This is a genomic window from Acidobacteriota bacterium, from assembly GCA_029861955.1.
Classification (GTDB): Bacteria; Acidobacteriota; Polarisedimenticolia; order Polarisedimenticolales; family Polarisedimenticolaceae; genus JAOTYK01.
In genome coordinates this window covers 1-21,267 of record JAOTYK010000048.1, presented here as the reverse complement: position 1 = coordinate 21,267, position 21,267 = coordinate 1, and the positions used below count along the sequence as shown (strand labels likewise).

At 62.6% G+C, this 21,267-nt stretch carries 20 protein-coding genes and 1 pseudogene; 17 read left to right on the top strand and 4 right to left on the bottom strand.

Annotation, left to right across the window (positions count from 1 at the left end):
• The first annotated feature begins 86 nt into the window (after nt 1–86).
• Nucleotides 87–929, top strand: a complete 843-nt coding sequence (locus OES25_16005; protein MDH3629144.1) for a hypothetical protein — start codon at nt 87–89, stop codon at nt 927–929.
• A 54-nt stretch (nt 930–983) separates the two neighbouring features.
• On the opposite strand, the gene OES25_16000 is transcribed toward OES25_16005, so the two are convergent.
• The 3 genes from OES25_16000 to OES25_15990 all read right to left on the bottom strand — a co-directional run bounded on the left by OES25_16000 (nt 984) and on the right by OES25_15990 (nt 4,173).
• On the bottom strand, nt 984–1,673 hold the full coding sequence (locus tag OES25_16000; protein ID MDH3629143.1) for a hypothetical protein: 690 nt from the start codon (nt 1,671–1,673) through the stop codon (nt 984–986).
• A gap of 49 nt (nt 1,674–1,722) precedes the next feature.
• Nucleotides 1,723–3,498 carry a S8 family serine peptidase gene (locus tag OES25_15995; GenBank protein ID MDH3629142.1) on the bottom strand — a complete coding sequence of 592 codons (1,776 nt, stop codon included), beginning with the start codon at nt 3,496–3,498 and terminating at the stop codon, nt 1,723–1,725.
• 66 nt (nt 3,499–3,564) lie between these two features.
• Complete coding sequence (locus OES25_15990) at nt 3,565–4,173, bottom strand: hypothetical protein (GenBank protein ID MDH3629141.1); 609 nt, start codon at nt 4,171–4,173, stop codon at nt 3,565–3,567.
• A gap of 240 nt (nt 4,174–4,413) precedes the next feature.
• On the opposite strand from OES25_15990, the gene OES25_15985 reads away from it, so the two are divergent.
• From OES25_15985 to OES25_15960, 6 genes and pseudogenes are all read left to right on the top strand, one after another.
• The gene (locus OES25_15985) at nt 4,414–4,860 is read left to right on the top strand and encodes a disulfide bond formation protein B (protein ID MDH3629140.1); all 447 of its coding nucleotides are present in this window, start codon (nt 4,414–4,416) and stop codon (nt 4,858–4,860) included.
• Nucleotides 4,857–5,522 (top strand): thioredoxin domain-containing protein, encoded by a 666-nt coding sequence (locus tag OES25_15980; GenBank protein MDH3629139.1) that lies wholly within the window; start codon nt 4,857–4,859, stop codon nt 5,520–5,522. The genes OES25_15985 and OES25_15980 overlap by 4 nt, the downstream gene beginning before the upstream one ends.
• Before the next feature lie 127 nt (nt 5,523–5,649).
• A complete protein-coding gene (locus tag OES25_15975) occupies nt 5,650–6,033 on the top strand; it encodes a hypothetical protein (protein ID MDH3629138.1) in 384 nt (127 codons plus the stop codon).
• Nucleotides 6,034–6,128: 95 nt separating this feature from the next.
• On the top strand, nt 6,129–9,212 hold the full coding sequence (locus OES25_15970; GenBank protein MDH3629137.1) for a DEAD/DEAH box helicase: 3,084 nt from the start codon (nt 6,129–6,131) through the stop codon (nt 9,210–9,212).
• Between the two features lie 30 nt (nt 9,213–9,242).
• A pseudogene (locus OES25_15965) lies at nt 9,243–9,716 on the top strand (GAF domain-containing protein).
• A 141-nt stretch (nt 9,717–9,857) separates the two neighbouring features.
• On the top strand, nt 9,858–10,256 hold the full coding sequence (locus OES25_15960; GenBank protein ID MDH3629136.1) for an ATP-binding protein: 399 nt from the start codon (nt 9,858–9,860) through the stop codon (nt 10,254–10,256).
• A 30-nt stretch (nt 10,257–10,286) separates the two neighbouring features.
• Here OES25_15960 and OES25_15955 read toward each other — a convergent pair whose 3' ends face one another.
• Entirely contained in the window at nt 10,287–10,904 is a 618-nt protein-coding gene (locus OES25_15955) for a hypothetical protein (protein MDH3629135.1), read from the bottom strand.
• A 114-nt stretch (nt 10,905–11,018) separates the two neighbouring features.
• Here OES25_15955 and OES25_15950 point away from each other — a divergent pair, with 114 nt between their 5' ends.
• The 10 genes from OES25_15950 to OES25_15905 all read left to right on the top strand — a co-directional run.
• A complete protein-coding gene (locus OES25_15950; GenBank protein MDH3629134.1) occupies nt 11,019–11,543 on the top strand; it encodes a hypothetical protein in 525 nt (174 codons plus the stop codon).
• A gap of 87 nt (nt 11,544–11,630) precedes the next feature.
• Nucleotides 11,631–12,335, top strand: coding sequence for a MerR family transcriptional regulator (locus OES25_15945; GenBank protein MDH3629133.1), 705 nt, complete (start codon nt 11,631–11,633; stop codon nt 12,333–12,335).
• Complete coding sequence (locus OES25_15940; GenBank protein ID MDH3629132.1) at nt 12,332–12,997, top strand: hypothetical protein; 666 nt, start codon at nt 12,332–12,334, stop codon at nt 12,995–12,997. Before OES25_15945 ends, OES25_15940 begins: the two co-directional genes overlap by 4 nt.
• A complete protein-coding gene (locus OES25_15935) occupies nt 12,994–13,905 on the top strand; it encodes a hypothetical protein (GenBank protein ID MDH3629131.1) in 912 nt (303 codons plus the stop codon). The genes OES25_15940 and OES25_15935 overlap by 4 nt, the downstream gene beginning before the upstream one ends.
• 232 nt (nt 13,906–14,137) lie before the next feature.
• Entirely contained in the window at nt 14,138–16,318 is a 2,181-nt protein-coding gene (locus OES25_15930; GenBank protein MDH3629130.1) for a S8 family peptidase, read from the top strand.
• Nucleotides 16,318–17,715 (top strand): hypothetical protein, encoded by a 1,398-nt coding sequence (locus tag OES25_15925; protein MDH3629129.1) that lies wholly within the window; start codon nt 16,318–16,320, stop codon nt 17,713–17,715. Before OES25_15930 ends, OES25_15925 begins: the two co-directional genes overlap by 1 nt.
• A gap of 93 nt (nt 17,716–17,808) precedes the next feature.
• Nucleotides 17,809–18,243 carry a hypothetical protein gene (locus tag OES25_15920; GenBank protein MDH3629128.1) on the top strand — a complete coding sequence of 145 codons (435 nt, stop codon included), beginning with the start codon at nt 17,809–17,811 and terminating at the stop codon, nt 18,241–18,243.
• Nucleotides 18,244–18,524: 281 nt separating this feature from the next.
• Entirely contained in the window at nt 18,525–19,709 is a 1,185-nt protein-coding gene (locus tag OES25_15915; GenBank protein MDH3629127.1) for a PAS domain S-box protein, read from the top strand.
• Nucleotides 19,706–20,356 carry a response regulator transcription factor gene (locus OES25_15910; GenBank protein ID MDH3629126.1) on the top strand — a complete coding sequence of 217 codons (651 nt, stop codon included), beginning with the start codon at nt 19,706–19,708 and terminating at the stop codon, nt 20,354–20,356. The genes OES25_15915 and OES25_15910 overlap by 4 nt, the downstream gene beginning before the upstream one ends.
• Before the next feature lie 384 nt (nt 20,357–20,740).
• A partial coding sequence (locus OES25_15905) for a hypothetical protein (GenBank protein ID MDH3629125.1) occupies nt 20,741–21,267 on the top strand: 527 nt, incomplete at its 3' end.

The following is a 21,267-nucleotide window of genomic DNA, read 5'->3' as shown; positions in this document are numbered from 1 at the left end:
GATTCTCGCTCCCACGCCCCTCTCACCGAGCGACCAGGAGCGCTGTGCGATCCGCACGGCACTTCCAACTTCAGGAGGGTGGTGATATGAGGAACACGATTCGAATCTTCTCGATCGCGGCAGGGATCGCGCTTGTCATTGGCGTCGGTGCTCCCGGCGTCCTGGCGACCGAGCCGTGCGGCGACCACGGAGAATGCAAGGTGTTGATCGAGATCAATTCCACGGACGGGGACATCGGCTTCCACTTCCTGTTCGACGGGGACGACCTGATCTCCGCGCGCATGGAGGACCCGGACGGCGAAAAGATCTACCAGAACCGGGCCTCCGGCAAGCTCGCGGAGCAGTTCCTGACGGAAAACTTCGCCGAGAGCGCTGAGCCGCTGTGCTGGCCGGATCCCGAAGCGGATGCGGACGACGAGATCGTTACGCTCGAGGAGTTCCTCGACCTCTGGGAGGCGGGGACCTACACGTTCATCGGACGTGGCGAGGAAGGGGAAAAATCCGAGGGTGAGACGACGCTCACCTACGAGCTCCCCGCCGCTCCCGCCGACGTAGACTTCGACGGCAGCGTGATCAGCTGGTCCGCCGGAGACGACCTGGGTAACTGCGCGTCGGCCGGCGAGCTCGACGTGCTCGTGATGGACGGCGTGCTCCCGGTGCATCCCGAGAGCGTGGCCGTTGCCGCCTGGGAGATCGTGCTCGAGCCCGACGTCGACGACGGCGATCCGGCGGGCGCGCTGGTGTTCTCGATCCGAGTCGCCGGTGATATTCCGCTCACGCAAGTCACCGTGCCGGCCGACTACCTGGCGTCGCTGCCCGACGACACGCCGGTGAAGGTCGAGGTCGGCGCGATCGGCGTTGACGACAACGCGACGTTCAGCGAGGAGGATGGTTTCTGCGTCAACGAGGACGAGGGCTGCGAAGACTGAGCCCGGCTTGACCGAACAAGGGACAGGCCCCGATCGCCGGCTGGCGGTCGGGGTCTAGGAGGTCGCGGCGTCGTCCATCAGGCCTTCGCGAGCCCTAAATGCCCGTACCAATTCGGCCGAGACAAACAGGCCGAGCGCGAGTCCCACCGGGCCGGTGATCTCGATGAAAGCGGCCAGCCCGACGGCCGCCAGCAGGCTAAGCAGCGTCGGCCCGAAGGAGAGCGAGATCGCCCGGGCCCAGAACGGGAAGAAGGCCGTCTTGTTATGCAGTCGGAGCATCAGGCCCACGAGGAGGCCGTTGACGATCAGGAAGGCCGCGGCCGCGACCAGCAGAGCCAACAAGCCACCGGTCATTCCGGTCGACCCGGCGGCGGGCAGGATCTGCCAGACCACCGCGGCGGCCGCCGCCGACAACGGCAACGCACCCAGGTTGAACGCGACTTGCATCGGCTTCGGTCGCTTCTTGCCGGGCGCCACTGCGCTCAATGTGCTGGCGAATGCGACGAGAACAGCGCCCAGTGGGCCGACGATGGGAAGCGCGCAAAAGGTGAACACGTCCCCCGGGGTTAATTTTAGATTGAGCCGTGGGATCTGCACTGAACGCGCACCGGTCAGGGCGGCCAGCGCGATCAACGTGAACAACGCCGGCGTTCTCTCGACCAGGCCCTCATGGGGCATCGCGATCGCCGCGGCTATCGCTGCCGCGTCGATCCCGATGATGTAGAGCTTGGAGAGCTTGTTCATGGTGTGCCTTCGCGATTAAGTGATGGTTTCACGTTCACGAAAATCACGATCAGTCTGTTACCAGTCCATCGGCCGTGTCGGACCAGAGCATCGCATCCGACCAGAGCATCGCGTCGGACCAGAGCATTGCGTCGGACCAGAGCATCGCATCGGACCAGAGCATCGCATCGGACCAGAGAATTGCATCGGACCAGAGCAGCGCATCGGACCAGAGCAGCGCGTCGGACCAGAGCATTGCATCGGACCAGAGCAGCGCATCGGACCAGAGCAGCGCATCGGACCAGAGCATTGCGTCGGACCAGAGCAACGCGTCGGACCAGAGCAACGCCTGGGAGAACTGAGAGTTACCCCAGCTGACACCCGTGTTCTCGAAGCCGATCATTCCCGTGGCCTCGTCTTTGAGCGCCTTGGGTGACGGTGCTGCGGACACGGTTCCGGTTTCGTACAGCGCGCCGGTGATGTCCAGCATCCCGGCTCCCTGCATGAATGGATTGCCCGCCGGAGGTTTGACTGCCGAGCGCATCAGACGCGCCTTGACCGTCGCCGGATTCAATGTCGGATCCTGATCGAGCATCAGCGCCGCCACTCCGGAGACCACCGCCGCCGACATGCTTGTGCCGGAGAGCAGCATGTAGCCCTCTGCGGTATTGCCGACTCCCGCGATCTTCTGCCCGGGGAAGATGGTCTCTAGACCGGAAGCGGTCGAGGAGACCCCCACCAGCCGGTTCCCGGGCGTGACTAGATCGGGTTTGACGAACTGATCGATCAGTGTCGGTCCACGGGACGAGTAGGACGAGATGATGTCGTCGGACGTGTCGGTCGTACCCCACTGGGTAACCGAGCCGACTGTGATGATCTTGGAAGAGTTGCCGGGGCTTGTGATCGTGCCGAAGCCGTCACGGCCCTGGTTGCCGGCCGAACAGACCACGACCACTCCCGCGTCCCACATCGCCTCGACGGCCAGCACCAGCGGGTCGTTCGCTGCGGATTGCTGGATCGCTTGACCGAGCGAGATGTTGGCCACATCGATGCCGTACTGGTCTTTGTTCGCCAGTACCCAGTCGATGCCGGCGATCACGTCGGAGGCGTAGCCCTGACCGTCTTGATCGAGCACGCGGACTGAAACGACGTCGGCGCCCGGCGCGATACCGCCGTACGCACCGTTCGAACTGGTGCCGTTTCCTGCAACGATGCCGGCGACGTGCGTGCCATGACCCCACGGATCTTTTCGCGGAGATGGGTTGAGGCAGCTGTCGGCGTGAGGGCTTCCTTTCTGAAAATTGTTCTGAACGTCCAACGCGCTGTGGGCTTCGCTGTAGATGGCGACCATCTCAAGACCGCCGACCCAGTCGCGACTGGTGCTGGTGCTCCCGGCCGAAAACTCGTTGCCCAGGGCCAGGTCGTAGGCCGGGTTCCAGTTGCTGAAGTTGCCGCTGATCTGCGCGCTATCGACGAGCACGCCGTCGAGGTACATCGCGGCCATGCCGTTGGAGTCACGGGTTACCACGACGTGTTGCCGCGTCGTGGCCACGCTACCCGAGCTACTGCTCAGCATGGTGTTCATCCCGTTCGCTCCGTTGGTCGTGGTGCGAAGGCGGAACTGGTAGCGGTTACCGTTCTGGCCAAGCGTGAAGTTTCGGTTGTAAGGGTCGATCGAGGAGCTGACGATACGCGCCGGGCCGCCTTGACTGGCCAGGCCGGGAACGATCCAGGCTTCTATGGTGATCTCATTGCTGATCGCCGAGGCGCGGAGGAGTTTCTTCGGATCCTGGGAACTCAGTCGGGTCGCGCTGTCGATCTCGAGTCCGTCGCCCGTCCATGTCACGTTGGACGGGTCTTCGATGGTCAGGTCGAGTGCGGTGGAGACACCGGAGGTATCTCGAACGACCGATCAGTCGCCGTCCTCGAAGCGGAACAGGGTGTTCAGTCCGTGTTCGATGCGGTCACTTCGGAATCCGCAACTGGAATAGGCGGGGAGGATGTCGACGCTCTGGATCAGGGAGAGATCCGGATGGCTGTCGATGCCCGAGTCGAGTACGGCCACCGTCACGCCGGTGCCGTCCAGCCCGTAAGCTCCAGCCTGGCTCATGTCCACCGTAGACCGAGGGTCGTTGATCGAAGCGTCAGCGAAGGCGGCAACCGGCGCATCCAATGCCATGAAGGAAAGCGCCGGATGATCGGCCAGCTTCTCCAGTGCGCCGGCAGGCAGGCGCGCGGCCACGGCTGCGATGGATTCGAACTCGCGAATCACCTCACCGCCGAGTCCTCGCACACGACCCGTCAGGTTGGCTCGTTCCGAATGCTTATGCATGAGGAGGACGTCGACCATCTCTCCGGGCGAGGCCATCTGCGCCTTGGCCCGGGCAGCGGCGCTCATACTCTCGCCGTGCGACCCCGCGACGACCGGTTGGGCGACGAGGCACACTCCGGCGACCAGGGCGATCAACGCCTGTAGTCGCCAGGAACGTGTTGTACTTCTCAGGGTCTTAGTTCGACACATTGAAACCTCCGCATCGGCGCGGTTAGTCATTCGTCACACGAACTCTTTCAATTCACGTGCCAGGGTGCGGTTCAGCCTCGCGAGGCTTGGTTTGGGGAAAATTCGCGTTTTAGGTGGTGTTCGAAGGGTGGGCGACGTGGGCGAAAACCGGTCGCTCTGACCGATTCCTCATCATCCTGTCCTCATTGACGGTGCCGAGACCAGCGTGTACAAAACATGCCGGAGCTCATCGGAAGAACCATGAATCAAGAACGCACCGTTTCCAACAAGCTCGATACGGACTGGCTCCTGCTCCTTGCGGCCTGGCTGCTCGTCACCACCGCCAGCCTGGGTAGCCTGTTCTTCAGCGAGGTCATGGGGCTGCCTCCTTGCTCGCTGTGCTGGTATCAGCGGGTGTTCATGTTCCCCCTGGTCCTCGTGCTCTTCATGGGCCTGTTCCCCTTCGACGCCAAGGTGGTGCGATACGCTCTCCCACTGTCCGCGGCAGGCAGCCTGGCTGCGCTCTACCACATGCTGTTGCAGGTCGGAGTCATTCCCGAGAGCGCCGCACCCTGCAGCCAGGGGGTCTCGTGCGCTGACGTCGATCTGAGCGTGTTCGGATTTGTTTCGATACCCATGTTGTCCCTCTTTGCATTTGGAGCGATCACAGCGCTCCTCATCACCCTATTGCGGAGCTCGTCTCGATGACTTCAAAGCAGAAACTCGTCCTGGTCCTCGGTGCTGTTGGCCTACTTGTCGGGGGGTTCATCCTGGCCACTTCTTTGTTTAACAACCAACGGGCCGAAGAGCTGGCATCGATCGAGAAAGCAAGCCCCGTCGACAATGCGTTTGTTCGTGGCTACGCCCAGCGGCTCGGGCCACGCGACGCGAAGGTCACTCTCGTGGAATTCCTCGACCCCGGCTGCGAGTCCTGTGCAGCCATGTCCCCCCACGTCAAAGCGATCCTCGACGCACACCCAGGACAAGTACAGCTGGTCCTGCGGTACATCCCCCTGCACCAGGGCGCCGACACCGCGGTCAAGATGCTGGAAGCGGCTCGCAAGCAGGGGAAGTACTGGGAGACGCTGCAGTTGATGTTCGACACCCAGTCCGTGTGGGCCAGCCACCACCACCCGGAACCCGAGAAGCTACTGGAGATCCTGCCATCCCTCGGCCTCGACATGACCCGCCTCGAGCTCGAGATGCAGGGCATCGATATCGCGCACATCCTTCAGCAAGACATGGCAGACGCCACGACACTTGGAGTGCGCAAGACCCCGACCTTCTTCGTCAACGGCAAGCCATTGACCCGTTTCGGCGTACCCCAGCTCCAGGCCCTGGTTGCATCGGAGGTCGCGGCCAACCCGTAGGTCGGGCGCACCGACTCAGGTGTGCATCTGGGTGTCCAGACTCCTCGGACGCACCGTCCGTATCCAGTCGTCCCGATTTCTTGAATTCTGATCCCCCGGACCTATGTTTTTCACTGAGGGGGTCCCAATGTCCGCACCTGTCACCCATGAAACACCGGACCAGTTGCTCGAAAGGCTCGAGAGAATGGGCCTCGGGCGGGTCAAGAAATTGTTGTCCGACCGGTACTTCGAGGACAGGGCGGTCGGGCTCGTCACCGGTTGGGTTGCGCGCCAGGAACAGGAAATCGAAGACAGCCGGCCCAAGCCCATCGACCCGATGCAAGTCGCGTTGCAGGAAGCGAATCGCCAGACACAACAGGCGCTCAAGGAGGCTGCCAAGGCCCAGGTCGCTGCGAAGCAGGCCCAGGTCGCCGCGCAGCGGGCCCAGCGTCAGGCCACGATCGCGCTGGTCACGTCGTGCGTCGGCATCCTGACGGCGATTCTCGCGATGTTCGCCATGGCCATTCGATAGCCTCCTATCGCTTTGTAGCTCGCAGTCGGCTAACTTCTTCTTTCCGGTATCCACCGAAGCCGTCCCCGCCGAGTCTCCGATACGAGGACTCCACATTGACTTACGGATTTGCCGAGCTGATCCACTCGTTCGGAATCCCCGCGCTCCTCGAGGCGCGGGCGCACGTCGAGCGCGACGAAGTTACCGTGCGATCGACGCTGCCCGGAGCCAAACGCCTGTTCGGGGTCGTGCGACCATCGAGCGGTGGCGCGCTGAACGTGAGCGCCCGAGCCGACGTCCGCCCTGACGGCGGGGTCGAACTGTCCGGCAACTGCTCGTGTCGAACCGGGCGGCACTGCGAGCACGTCGCGGCCGTGCTGCTCTCCGTGCTTGGCGGCGAGGGGCTGGAGCTAAAAACATGGAAAACGAGCGAGCCCAACGCAAGAGCCGACCGCGAGTACCGCTTGCTCTACCTGCTGGACCGCGAGCCGCTCCGGCGGCGTCTGACCGTGCATCCCCGGACTGTCCGTGTTCTCAAGGGTGGACGCTACGGTGCGGCGAAGCGGTGTGCCTTCACCGGGGGACCGCGTCGTCCGAAGTACGTGGGCGGGGACGATGGCGAGCTCCTGCTCGCAATCCTGGCGCACGCGGTCAGCTACCGCGAGACACACAGTTTCTACGCCCCGCTGACGATCGACGCGGAGTCCGGCGCCCGCTTGCTGGAGCGACTGCTGGCCACCGGCCGCTGCCATTGGCGCGACACGAATTCACCGCCGCTGCGTCCCGGTGAACCGCGAGCCGAGTTCGTCGGCGTGGACAACCCCGACGCTGTGTGGCTGGCCGTCGAGCCGCCGTGGTACGTGGATCCGCGGGGGAGCGTCGCCGGCCCCCTCGAACTGGGGGTCGAGAAGCAAACGGCGACCGCGCCGTCCGTCCCGCAGGTCGTCTCAGCCGAAGATCGCAAATCCGTACCGGTGCCTCACCTGCGGTTGCACCTTCATGGCACGCTACCTCTGGTGAAGCTCAGGTTCGATTACGACGACCTGACTGTCGACCTCGACGACGACCGGGCAATCGCGCTTCGAGATTTCGACATGGAGATCGTCGCCGTCGAACGGCTGGAGGACATGGGATTTGTGGAACTGATCGAGTTGGCGCCTCCCGAGACCAAGGACAAGGAGTTGGCAGGGGAGTTCCTGTCGGTTCTGGACGATGAGGACAGCGAGGGGTTCCTGATCGAATTCGTTCGTCGGCGCGTGCCGGAGCTGCGCGACGCAGGTTGGGTCGTCGAGATCGACGACGACTTTCCCTACCGCGTGATCGAGGGTGAGCAGCAGTGGTATGCCGACGTCGCTGACGGCGTCGATGAGACAAACCCGTGGTTCGATCTGGAACTGGGCGTGGAGATCGGCGGCGAACGCCACAGCCTGCTGCCGATCCTGGTTGAGATGTTGCGCGATCCCGCCTTCTCGCTCGACGAGTTCCGATCGCAAGTCGCGGGCGAATTCGCCCTACACACGACCGACGGCCGGACCCTGGTACTGCCGGCGAAGCGTGTCCAGGCGATTCTCGGCACGCTGATCGACCTGTTCGGGGAGCGTCCGCTCACACCGGGCGGGGCGCTCTCGCTCTCGCCGCTCCACGCTCCGCTACTGGCCGAGCTGGACGAGGCGCTGGGCGACGCCGCGCCGGTCTGGACCGGCGGCGAACGCACGCGTGAGTTAGGGCGCAAGTTGCGGGACTTTCAACGGATCGAACCGGTCGCGGTTCCCGCCAATTTTTACGGCACGCTGCGCCCCTATCAGCGCGACGGGCTGAACTGGTTACAATTCCTGCGAGAACACGACCTGGCCGGAATTCTGGCCGACGACATGGGTCTGGGGAAGACGGTGCAGGTCCTGGCGCACCTGCTCTGTGAAAAGCAGGCGGGTCGTGCGGACCGCCCGAGTCTGGTGGTTGCTCCGACCAGCGTAATCGGAAACTGGCGCAGCGAGGCGGAGCGGTTTGCGCCCGATCTGCGAGTGCTCGTGCTGCACGGCAAGTCGCGCAGTGCGCACTTCGAACGCCTCGCCGAGTACGACGTCGTCGTGACGACGTATTCCCTCCTGACACGCGACGCGAAGGAACTGGCCTCGCAAGCGTACCACGCACTGATCCTCGACGAGGCGCAGTTCGTCAAGAACGCGAAGACGAAGGCGTCCCTTGCGGCTCGCTGGATCGAGGCCCGGCATCGTCTGTGCCTGACGGGTACGCCGATGGAGAACCACCTCGGCGAACTGTGGTCGCTGTTCCATATCCTGATGCCGGGTCTTCTCGGCGATCAGAAGCAGTTTCGAAAACTCTTCCGCACGCCGATCGAGAAACACGGCGACGATGTCCGCCGCAAGCAGCTGGCCGCCCGCGTTCGGCCGTTCCTGCTGCGTCGCACCAAGGACGAGGTTGAGGTCGACCTGCCGCAGAAGTCCGTGATAACCCGCTCGATCGAACTGGGGAGCTCGCAACGCGATCTCTACGAGAGCATCCGCCTGGCGATGAACGACAAGGTGCGCCAGGCAATCGCACACACGGGACTCGGACGGTCGACGATCGTGATTCTCGACGCCCTGCTGAAGTTGCGTCAGGTCTGCTGCGATCCGCGGCTGCTCAAGATCGAGGAAGCGAAGAACGTCGCAGGAACGGCCAAGCTCGACGCGTTGATGGAGATGCTGGAGGAGATGCTCGAGGAGGGTCGGCGGATCCTGCTCTTCTCGCAGTTCACCAGCATGATCGCGCTGATCGAGCAAGAGCTGCGTCGACGTGAGCTGCGGTGGGTGAAGATCGTCGGAAGTACTCGCGATCGCGAATCGCCGGTCCGGCAGTTCCAGGCGAAAGAGGTGCCGCTGTTCCTGATCAGCCTGAAGGCCGGCGGGACCGGGCTGAACCTGACCGCTGCCGACACGGTCATTCACTACGATCCGTGGTGGAACCCAGCGGTCGAGGACCAGGCGACCGACCGTGCGCACCGCATCGGTCAGGACAAGCCGGTGTTCGTCTACCGGCTGATCGTCTCCGGAAGTGTCGAGGAGAAGATGCTGGCGCTGCAGGAGCGTAAACGGGAGTTGGCGGAGGGGATCTACAAGAGAGGCGGGGCGAAGGGTGGGACGCCGCTGTCGGCGGCGGATCTTGAGGTGTTGTTTCAGCCATTGGACGCGAGGGGCTAGACTGGACCCCAGGACAGATGGGAGGTCACGATGGATCAGGAAACTGAACGGATCGAGGCGCTTCGCAGTTACCGCATCCTCGACACGGACCCGGAAAAGTGTTTCGACGATCTGAGTCTACTGGCTTCCTACATCTGTCAAACGCCGATCGCACTCATCAGTCTGATCGACTCCGATCGCCAGTGGTTCAAAGCGCGAACGGGAATCGAAGCCCGCGAGACTCCGAGAAAACTTGCGTTCTGTGCCCACGCTATCCAACAGCCGGAAGTCTTCGTGGTCCCGGATACGCTGCTGGATGAGCGCTTCCGTGATAATCCGTTAGTGCGTTCCGATCCGCACATCCGCTTTTACGCCGGCGCGCCTCTGATCACACCGGAGGGGCAAGCGTTGGGAACGCTCTGCGTGATCGACAGTGAACCCCGGAAACTGACCGATGAGCAACTCGAGGCGCTGGAGGCGTTGCGCAATCAGGCGGTCGGGCAACTCGAACTACGGCGAAACTTGATCGAACTGAGGCAGGCGCTCAAGGAACGTGACGCTGCCGAGGAAAAGCAAACCGAATTGGTCGACGAACTGAATGAATCGCTGGGAAAGGTCAAGAAACTCAGTGCGATGATCCCTCTCTGCTCGGCGTGCAAGTTCGACATGACGTTCCAGGCCGAGACCTCGGCCATCGATACCGTGACCGACGGAGTCATGCAGGTCCTCAGCGACAACAAGTGGGTCGGCCAGAATGAATTTGCAATCGAGACGGCTTTACGGGAAGCGCTGGCCAACGCGATTCGTCACGGCTGTAAGCTTGACCCGACCAAGCGGGTGCAATGCTGCGTGACGTGCGACGAGTCCGGTGAGGTGTTGATTGTCGTTCGCGATCCCGGGACGGGATTCGACGTCTCCGCGGTGCCCGATCCGACGAGCGCTCAAAACAAGGTCAAGAGCAGCGGTCGTGGCGTCTTCCTGATCAACGAATTGATGGACGAGGTTCGGTACGCCGACGAAGGTCGCGAGATCCACATGAGAAAGACGGGAAAGCCGAGGGTCTAAACACACAAGGTGTCCCGTTGTGTGTTGCGACTATCGTGGGACCGGTTGGCGAATCCACGTCGTCCGGAAATCCCGCGTGACCTGTGCCACGAGCGCATCGACGAGCACACCGTAGGCCTGTTCCGGATCCTCGGCGTCGAACGTGATGTTCTTTCGATCGAAGACGTTGATCTGACCTACGGTCTTCGTCGCCCGAGCCGATGCGCTCCAGATCGATGCTCCGGTCTTGGTTTCGATCAGGTCGACCGTGAGGATGGCGTCCACGTTGGCCGTCAGGCTTCCCGCCTTGAGCGTTCGAGAGACACTCAGGTTGGGTCGGACGTCCGACACGTCAATTTTACCGACGAGAACCGTCTGGGCTCCGTGTTTCTGTGCGAGCCTCTTGATCGCGATGGTGTCGCGTTGATCGCTGTTGGCCTCGACGTTCATCATCCGTACCAGACCCTGGTCGCGACGGGCGAGATCCGTGAAACGACGCGTCGCAAGCGGCCCGAGTTGACCTTCGTTCGTAGAATCGAATTCTACGACCGCGATGATCTCGTGTTGGCTGAGATCGATTCGTGGCGGAACCCTCACGTTTTGATAACGCGCGGCGCAACCCGCAGTCGCCAGGACGAACAGGACGGTCAACACGGTGAGTCGCTTCATGGCCTGGCTCTCCTTACCCCTTCAGGAGAACCTAGGTTCTGAACCGCCGGCATACAAGCAGGGGCGATTCTGCCGCAGTTGTCCCTTCCGCTCGCGGGTAGTACGGTATGTGCCATGCGCTGCTTTCGGCACATCCTGGCTATCGCTGCGCTGGCGCTGCTGAGTGTTTCCGGCGCCGGTGCGGGCGAGGTTACCGACCGGATGTGGTTCGGAGGCGGTATCGGCGTCGGTTTCGGCGACGTCGACTTCGTCACTCTCGAGCCAAACGTCGGCTTCAGTGCAACAGACAAGCTGTCGGTAGGGCTGGGCCTGATCTACCGCTACAGCGATGACCAGCGGTTCGACCCCGACCTGACCACCCACGATTTCGGATCCAACCTCTTCGCCCGTTACACCATCGCGCCCAGCTTTTTCGGCCAGGTCGAGTACGAGTACCTGGACTACGAGTTCCGATTCTTCGATGGGTCGGAGGGGCGCGACCAGTTCGACAGCCTGCGAGCCGGGCTGGGATTCTCACAGTCGCTGGGCGGGCGCAGCTCGCTGTACACCCTCGCCCTCTACAACTTCAACCACGACGACGCCAATTCGCCCTACGACGACCCGTGGATCTACCGCGTGGGCGTCGCGGTCGGCTTCTAGCCAACTGCCGGCGCCGAATGGGTCGAACCCGATCGGAAGGTCGATCGCGTTCTTGTATTGTATAGAGTAACACTCTATACTCTGCAAATGAAAATGAAAGCCCTGGAGAGCGCCTCCGGCGTGCCGCGGTCGAGAATTCACTTCTACCTTCGTGAGGGCATCCTCCCGCCCGCCGAGAAGACGGCTCGTAACGCCGCCTCCTACGGCGAGCACCACCTGCGGATTCTCAAGGCGATCGGCCGAATTCGTGAGCTAGGCGTGCAGCTTCCGGTCGTGCTTCTCAAGCGGGTCGCCGAACTCATCGGCCGAGGAGTCGAGCCGGAAGTCGCGATCGAACTCGAGAGGGCAGTCGTCGGTAACGTCGTGATCGATGGCTCTTCCGAGCCCTTGACCGCTAGCAGCTTGGCGAAGGCCGCTCGCGTGCCGCTCAGCTTTGTTCGAAAGATGATCGAGGCCCGGCTGCTCGTGCCCATCCCGGGGCCTGTCTCGAGCTTCGATGCCACGGACATAAGAATGGTGAGAATGACGCACTCGCTGGTCGAAGCCACCGGGATGGACCTCGGCGTCACGACCCGGATCAGCGACACCGTCCGCGATCTGAGCCGCTACGAGATGGCGCTACGCAACCAGGCCGTCACCGGGCGCGACGATGACGAGAGTGCCGAGCTCACCCTCCGATTCCAGGAGGCCGTCCACGTCATCCATGGCTACCTCTTCTACCGCTGGCGGCTTCACGACATTGCCGAGCTTCGGCAGCAGGAAGGGCTGGAGAAAACAGGAGAAACACGATGACTACCACTTCAGATCTTGGCGACAATCGAGAGGCATCGGATCGCGAGTGGTACTGGATCGCTGCCGTCGCCGGCAGCCTCGCCCTCTTCTGTTACTTCTTCTCATCTGTCTTCCACATTTTGCCCTGGGAGATAGGCCGAATTCTCTTCTACAGCTTCGGCCCAACCCTGACGCTGGCCGCCTTTGCCATCGGCGTGCTCCTTCGCGCCAAGAACCGGTCGCGGCCTTTCTTTCAGATCGGCGTTCTCTTTACTTGCATCGCCGGCGTCGCGGTCAACATGATGGCGGTGATCCAGGACTCGAACTTCACCATGATGGGTAAGGCGATCGCCGAGGCCGAGGTGGAGGCGACCAAAGACGCCCTGGAGCGGATCCTGTGGGGCATCAACTGGGTACAGCTCTCGTTCGACATCGTCTTCGACATCTGGATCGCCGGTGGCTGCTTCTTTCTCGCTCTCGGCGCTTTTCTTTATCTGCGCCAGAGAATCCTGGGCGGCGCAGGCATGCTGATCGCGGCGATGGTCCTGGGCATCAACTTCGCCACCCTGCCCCATCCGCCGGCCGAGTCGGGCCTCTTCGACCCGGGCCCGTTGTGCGCGATCTGGATGGGGGTCTTTCTCGGCCTGGTCATGATCTGGCACCGCCGGGGGAAGCTGTCATGAGACAAACGATCACCGGGATCGCACTCCTGTTCCCTCTTCTCTTCTGGCCGGCGGTGACCCCAGCGCAGGGATCGGCCGCTCTCGATCCGATCCGAGCGGCGGTGGATGAGGGCCAGGCCGAGGAAGCGATTCGAGCGCTCGATGCTCTCCACGATAAGGGCGACGCGAGCGCCGAGTCACACCACCTGCTGGGCCTCGCCTACCAGATCCGTCTCGACGAAGTCGGCTTGCTGAGCAAGCGACGCATCGCCGGGAAGCTCCGCGCGACACTGGAGCGTGCGCTCGAACTCGACCCCGAGCATGTGGGAGCTCACGAAGAGCTTGCCGATTTCTTTTTCTTCGCTCCGGGAATCGTGGGTGGCAGTCGTCGAAGAGCGGAAGAGCAAATCCAGAAGCTCGCGGCCGTTTCGGCCTACGACGGCCAGCGGGTGCGCGGTCGGCACGCCCACAGCACCGAGAAATACCGCGAGGCAGAGAGCCACTTCACGAAAGCCCTCGAGCTGAGGAATGAAGATGGTTGGCTCTGGTACCAACGCGCCAACGCGAGAGTACAGTTGCGCGAAAAAGACGTCCAGGCGTTTGCCGACTACGAGCGCGCGCTGGCGCTGGGGTACGACGAGCCGATCGTCCACTACCAGATCGGTCGGCTCTGTGTTCGTCTGGAGACCTGTGCGGAGCGGGGCGAAGAGTCTCTCCGGCACTTTATTGCCAACTCCGAAGGAAGAAACCTGGCCTTCGGGCGCTACCGGCTGGCTCAACTCCACGAGCAAGCCGGTCGCCTTCGCGAAGCGCGGGACGAAGCCAGGAAAGCGATTGCGATCGAGCCCAAGCTCGACGCCGCTGAGGCTCTGCTTGCGCGAGTCGAAGAGAAGATGGATCTGCCAGGCTCCGAGAGAAGCCGTGGCTAGCCGAGGCCTCTGCGATCGGTGATCTCAATGATGACGGGCCCGATGACCGCTGGGTGACCGGACTTCGGTCATTGTTGCCCGACGCTCGGTCGGTCCCCGTCTGGGCGCACGACCGATCGCGAGCCCGACGGATTGGAGCGGGCCCGTCGATAGCACTCGCATCTCGTTGCAAGTAAGGGTTTTACCGCCCTGGCGGTCACCCGGTCGCCACTCTGGTTCGGATCTTGCACTCATGCAACGCGACGAACCGATCGTCAAGGAGACCGACATGACCCGATTACGATTTTGGCTCGCACTTTTACTCGTCGTGTTCATCGCGCCGGCTCTGGCCGGTAAGCCCGTTGACCGGCCGACCAACATGAGCGAAAAGGCCTTCGAGAAGGTGCGGGGGAACCCGCATGAGATGGTCGACCTGATCGTGACCTACCACGTGCGGCCGGACGCTTCCTCGCGAGCTCGGATCGAGCACGCCGGAGGCGCGTTACGTCGTTCGTTCGAGTCGATTCCGGGTCACGCGATCCGCGTACCGGCTCATGCCGCCGTGTCGCTCGCCCGGAACCCCAACGTCGCCTACGTCACCGTGGACGCTCCGATCTCGGCCCTGGCGGTCGAGGGCGCGCAGAGCCCGACGGAGTTGTACCCCGACGCGGCGAACCTGGCCTATACGGGACAGGGCGTGGGCATCGCGGTCGTCGACAGCGGTTACAAGAGCCACTCGGATCTATCGGGATCGGTCAAAGGCACGTTCAGTTTGGTCGGCAACAAGGCCGACGATCAGTATGGTCACGGGAACCACGTGATCGGGATGATCGCCGGAGACGGAAGCGGTCAGGGCCACTTCAAGGGTCTGGCACCGGGCGCGGACGTGTACGCGGTTCGGGCACTCGACGATCTTGGCGAGGGCCTGACTTCCGACGTGATCGGTGGGCTCGACTGGGCGATTCAGATGATGGTCGCTCTCGATATCCGCGTCGTGAACATCTCCCTTGGACATCCGGTCTACGAACCCGCGGCGCAAGACCCGCTGGTTCAGGCGGTAGAGGCGGTCTGGGACGCCGGAATCGTGGTCGTCGTCTCCGCCGGCAACGACGGGCAAAACGGCTTCGGGACCATCACCAGCCCCGGCAATTCACCACGAGTGATCACCGTCGGCTCCGCCTCGCACTACTCCGACGGCGATCCCTACAACGACATCGTATCGACCTACTCGTCCCTCGGTCCGACCGCCGGCGATCATTACGTCAAGCCGGACCTGCTGGCTCCGGGCAACAAGGTGATTGCCACCGAGGCGGCCCGCGGTTACCTGATGAAGACCTACCCCGAGCGTGAGGTTACAGCTCCGGGCGATAGGAACAGCGACTACTTTGTGATGTCGGGCACGAGCATGTCCGCCGCAATGGTCACGGGCGCCGTGGCGCTCATGCTAGAAAAGGAACCGGGGCTGAACCCGGACACGGTCAAGGCGCGGCTGATGCGTTCGGCGCGCAAGCCCGACATGGGAAGCCCGTTCTCCACCGGCGCCGGCGTGCTGGACGTAGCGGCGGCCCTCGAGGAAACCGGCTACACGAATTTCGCCCCGTCGCCCAAGGCCTATCGCCAGGGTGGCGCCACCGTCTCCGCGACGATCGGCGATGGGTTCGCCGACGCGACCTACGCCAACAATGACGGCTCACAGCCCTGGTCCGGAAAGTGGAACGAAGCCAACGACGACGGCTCGCCACTGACGGGTAACGTCCGCATCGAAAACGCCCGGCTCTTCATGGACAACAAGGATGGCGGTTCGCTCGAGAGCATCAGCAGATCCGCGGACCTCTCCGGGGTAACCTCGGCCACGCTGAGTTTCGTCCTCGACAGTTTCGGGGAAGGAGGCCTGGATCTCGTTGCAGTCGAAGTCTCGGACAACGGCGGCACCAGCTTCACGACTCTCGAGGTGCTGGAAATCGTCGGCACTCCCGGCGGACTCCGAACCTACAATCTTGGTAGTTCCATCATCTTTAATAACCAGTTTGTCGTGCGCTTCCGCATCGTCCAGGGCCTCGCGGCAACGACGCAGTTCATCGGCTTCGACGAGGTGCAGCTCTCCGCGCTGTCCGACGACGGCACCGGAGCGGTCGGATTCGACAACACCGGCATGACGTGGGGCGGTGAGGAGTGGTCTCAGGCCATCATCTGGTCCGACGCCATCATCTGGGGCGATGCGATCATCTGGGGCGACGCCATCCTCTGGTCCGATGCGATCCTCTGGGGCGATGGGCTCCTCTGGTCCGACGCGATCCTCTGGGGCGATGCGATCCTCTGGGGCGATGCGATCATCTGGGGCGATGCGATCATCTGGGGCGATGCGATCCTCTGGGGCGACTCGACTTTCGCCCGGAACATGGCCCTGGCCCAAGCCGCAATCTGGGGCGACTAATGTCCGGAAAACTCAAACTCTACCTGGCGTGTGTGATCGGTGCTGGAGCGCTGGTCTTGGGCTCGTCCCTGTTCCACTGGGAGCCTGTCGACCTGCAGCGTTTCTCGCTCTACCTGTTCCTGACGCTGTTCGCCTCCATGCTGAAGATGAAGCTGCCCGGCATGACCGGTTCTTATTCCCTCGGCTTCCTGTTCGTTCTCATCGGCGTGCTCCACTTCAGTCTGCCGGAGACCTTGCTCGCGGGTTGCGGCGGGGCCCTCGTTCAGAGTCTGTGGAACGCGAAACGGCGGCCGACTCTGGTTCAGGTCCTGTTCAACGTCTGCAATTTCAGCGTCAGCATCGGGCTCTGTTTCTATCTGGTTTACGGTCCACTTGCAAAACTACTGGGCGTCACCGGCGCCAGTGGTGTGGCCGTCGTCGCCTGTCTGTTCTTCGTCGTCAACACAGGACTCGTTTCCGGGGTCCTGTCCCTGCTGGATGGAAAGTCTCTGACCGACGTAGCTCGACAGTGGTACCTGTGGTCGTTCCCGTACTATCTCGTGGGTGCGGTATTGGTGAGCCTGCTGCCCCTGTCCGGCCAGGCGTTCCGCGCGGAGGCCTTCCTGCTGCTCCTGCCACCTCTCTTGCTGGCTCACTTCTACTACCGTCTTTCCCTGAAGAGACGTGACGAACATCGACAGGACGATTCGCAGGAACACGCGATCCTTCCCCCGGCAGCCAGGCTATACCTCGGTACGGTGATCGCCGCCGGCGCGATGCTGGTGATCTGGGGCGCCCTTCAACTCGATTTGGCGCAAAGTACTCGGTTTGTCACGTACCTATCGATGGTTGTTCTGGCCTCGACTCTGAAAGTACGCCTTCCGGGTCTGACCATGACCCTTTCCCTGAGCTTCGTCTTACTGATGGCCGGCGTGATGGTGTTGAGCCTGTCCGAAGTGATCCTGATCTCGGCAACCGCGGGCGTGGTGCAGAGCTTCTGGAACACCGGGCGGCGGCATCCGCGGGCGGTGCAGGTTCTGTTCGCTGCCGCCACACTGGTGTTGAGCACGAGCCTGGGCTTTGTCGTCTGCCGGCTATGGCCGGGGTCCGCGATCGTGGACTCGCTGCCTGTCCTGTTGTTGGCGACCACCCTTGCCTTGTATTTCAGCAACTCGCTTCTGGTATCCGTCGCCAGGTGCCTGGCCGAGGGAACATCGCTCCGTGAGATCTGGCATCAGTGCTGCTTCTGGACCTTCTCTTACTACCTGGTGGGCGCAGCATCCGCTGCGGTGATGGTTCACACGAGTCAATCTGTCGGCTGGCCGCAGTCGTTCTCTGTCTTGCCGCTGATGATGCTCGTCTACGTGTCCTATCGACTCCATGTCGACAGGGCGACACAACCTGTTGGTGGCCGCTAGGAACGGACCGCAGTATTCTAGCGACGCAACGACCTAGCCGAAGCCGGTTCGATCGAAAGGACGCTGCGCAAGCGGTGCCCGTATACTTCCACCATGCCAACGACCCGCCCGCGCCGCACAACGCTTCTTCTCTTTGTCGTTCTCCTGGCGTGCGCTGCGGATCGTCCTTTGGTGGAGGTTTTCGAACAGGGCGATTGGCAACCGGTGCCCTTTCGGATCACCTCGATGGGCGGCCAGTATGCCGCCCCGCGGGTTGGATTCGTGCTGAGGCTCGAGGGACCGTCGGGTCGCCGTTTGACCGTCGAAGGGACCGTCGAAATCGATCCGCGACCGACGCTGGTCGGCGGACGCTGGTTCGACGAAGACGGCTCGACGGTCCGCTCGGGCATACTGTCGTCCGCGGCCGTCGACTATTTCGGCGGCCAGGGCGGGCGACCCTCGCTCGGTGGGCAGTTCACGCTGTCGACCGACGACGCGGCGATCTACCGAATCAACCTACCGCGGACCACGTTGACCGCCGAGCGTTAGCCTGAACATGTGAGCATGGAGTGCGGTGTGCTCCGCGAGTTCCGGAGCCGTGGCCAGCTCGGCAGCAAAGCGCCTCGCGGCTTGATTCAAAGCCGCGCTGGTCGCGCCATAGAACTCAGCCAAGTCGCGGTAAATCGCAAGGTTTTGGACGATGTGACTTTATTTGTTGGGACTGGTCTAAAGTAACCGTACCACTATTGAAAGGCTACGGGTCCGGGAACGGGTCAGAGTCCTTGGCAGACGAGAGGACAACGGCCGGGTTTCGCGGTAAGCGAGGAGTAATGGGCGACTTTAGGGTCAGAGCGAGTCGTGGGGCCAGGAACCGCGAGGGAGAGCCGAGGTCTGAAGCATCGGGGGCGCAGACCGCGAAGTCCGTGCCAACGCGCGACTCGGATCCCGAGCGCGAATCCGGATTCCGGCCTTTCTACGAGAACATCCCCCTGATGTTTTTCAAGATGGACGCAGAGGGGACGGTTCTGTCCGTGAACCGGCAAGGTGCCGAGGAACTCGGCTACGAGCAGGACGAGCTCGTCGGACAATCGGTTCTCCGCGTGTTCCACGAAGACGACCGTCCGGCAGTGTCGCGGCAATTCGCGAAATGCGCCGCGAGCCCTGACGTCGACTCGGCGGTGAAGTGGGAGTTTCGTAAGATCCGCAGGGATGGCAGCACGCTCTGGGTTCAGGAGTCCGTGCGCGCCGTGAGGGAGGCGGACGGGCAAACAGTCGTCCTCGTCGTCTGTGTCGATGTGACCGAGCGGAAGCAAACCGAGCAGCGCTTACTCGAGGAGCAAACCAAGCTACGGGCCCTCCGAACCGAGTTGTCGCGGGTCGAAGAGCGCGAACGCCGACGCATCGCGGTCGGGCTGCACGACAAGATCGGTCAGAATCTGGCGTTTGCAAAGATCAGGCTCGGAGAGATTCGGGACGCGGAGAGCTCGGACGAGGCTCGGCGAACCGCGGAAGCGATCGGCGAGCACCTCGACCAGGCGATCCATGCGACCCGGACGCTGACCTTCGAACTCAGCTCGCCGGTGCTCTACGAGGTGGGGCTCGAGGCGGCGATCCGGCAACTGGCGGATCGGATGGGAGAGCAGAACTCCCTCCGCTTCCGTGTTCGATCGGCCGGCGCGATCCCGGCGCTACCCGAGGACCTGGCTATCGTTATTTATCGAGCCACGGGCGAAGTCCTGCTAAACGCGCGAAAGCACGCGAATTGTAGCGAGGCGCACGTGGCGATCGAGAGGGTGGCAGAGACCGTACGTATCACCGTCCAGGATGACGGGGTCGGGTTCGATGCCGCCGAAATGGGAACCACGTTCAGTCCGAGCGGAGGCTACGGGCTGTTCAATATTCGTGAGCAGATGAAGCAGATCGGGGGTCGATTCGAACTACACTCGACCCCGGGGCGCGGCACGCGTGCCGTGATCGCTTTTCCGCTGAGAATCGAAGACGAGGGCGTATCGTGAGCGTGAGCGTCTTGCTGGTCGACGATCATGGTGTGGTCCGGAAGGGGCTCCGATACCTGCTCGAGAAGGAACCGGACATCGAGGTCGTCGGGGAGGCGGGCGATGGGTTGTCCGCTCTGAAAATGGCCGCCGAAACGTCTCCGGACGTCATCGTCATGGACCTGACGATGCCGGGGATGAATGGTATCGAGGCCACCCGCAGGGTCATCGCCGAGCGAGCCGACGCCAGGATTCTGTGCCTGTCGATGTACTCCGAAAGCCGCTTCGTCGTGGAGATGCTGGAGGCGGGCGCCACGGGCTACCTCCTGAAAGACTGTGCGGATCAGGAACTGGTCGTCGCCATCCGCAAGGTCGTCGATGGGCAGTTGTACCTGTCTCCGAGCGTGTCCGGCGCGGTCGTGGAGGCTTACCGTAATAAGGAGGCCGGTCACGCCTCAACCGCAATCCGGCTGTCCCCGCGCGAGCGCGAGGTGCTGCAGTTGATCGCGGAGGGTCATTCGACCAGGCAGATTGCCGAGAGACTCCACGTGAGCTCGAAGACGGTCTGGAGTCACCGCGAAAACATCATGCACAAATTGCGCATCCAGAGTATCGCCGGGCTGACCAAATACGCGATTAGAAAGGGAATCACATCCTCGACGGGTTAATTCGAGCGGGTCACAATCGGTCTCGGATTTTCTTACCCAGGAAACCGGACAATCGTCCGTAGTGCGGACCCGATATGGTGGGTACAGTATTTAGCAGCGGTTCGGGGGAGGGGCAGTCTGTTCTACCGCATTGACATCAAGCCCAGCGAGCCTCCCTTCTCCGCGACCGCGGGGGGTCAGGATTATCGGTACGTATTCAGCAACCGAGAACTCTCGGGAACAAGTGTCTAAGTGTGTTTTTCAATGGCCGGATCACGGTTTCGGGTTCCGGGGGGAGACGTCCGATGAAACAACGTGTTTTCCTCAGGCCTGTGCGTGTGACTAAGTGATGAAGCCGGATGTCATGGGGTTCGAAGACATAAACCTTGAAGGGGCTGCGCCGTGATGAAGCTGAAGAAGCATTCTGATCTTTCCATCCAAAGGACTGAGACTCGCGTCGACACGTTCGCTGACCGGACGGTGTTCGCGAGGAGGTTGCTCGCTGCGGTTGTCCTCGTCATCGGCGTCGTATTGCTACCGAGCCCCGCCATCGGGCAGGCGCATCCGAACGCTGCGGCGGTCGACGGCCTGCTGGGAGCCCCGGACAACCTGAGCCTGGGAATCGACTGGGCCAGCCTGTTCACGGAAGGCGGCAAGGTTAAGGATGAGGTCGATGCGACCGGTGCTCCCGGTAGGAACCGCGTGGCCGACTTCGAGGACCTCTACGGCGGCATCGATGCCGGCGCTATCGAGGACAACATCTCCGGCGGCGTCATCCTCGATATGTCGAAGATCACCGGCGGGCCCGCGATCGCCCAGTGCGTCGTCCAGAACGGCACGGTCGCGTCGGCGCACGATCTGGGCAACAGCTACATGTACGCCACCTTCAACACTTCCGGCGACCTGGTGGTTTACCTCGGGGTCGAGGCTCA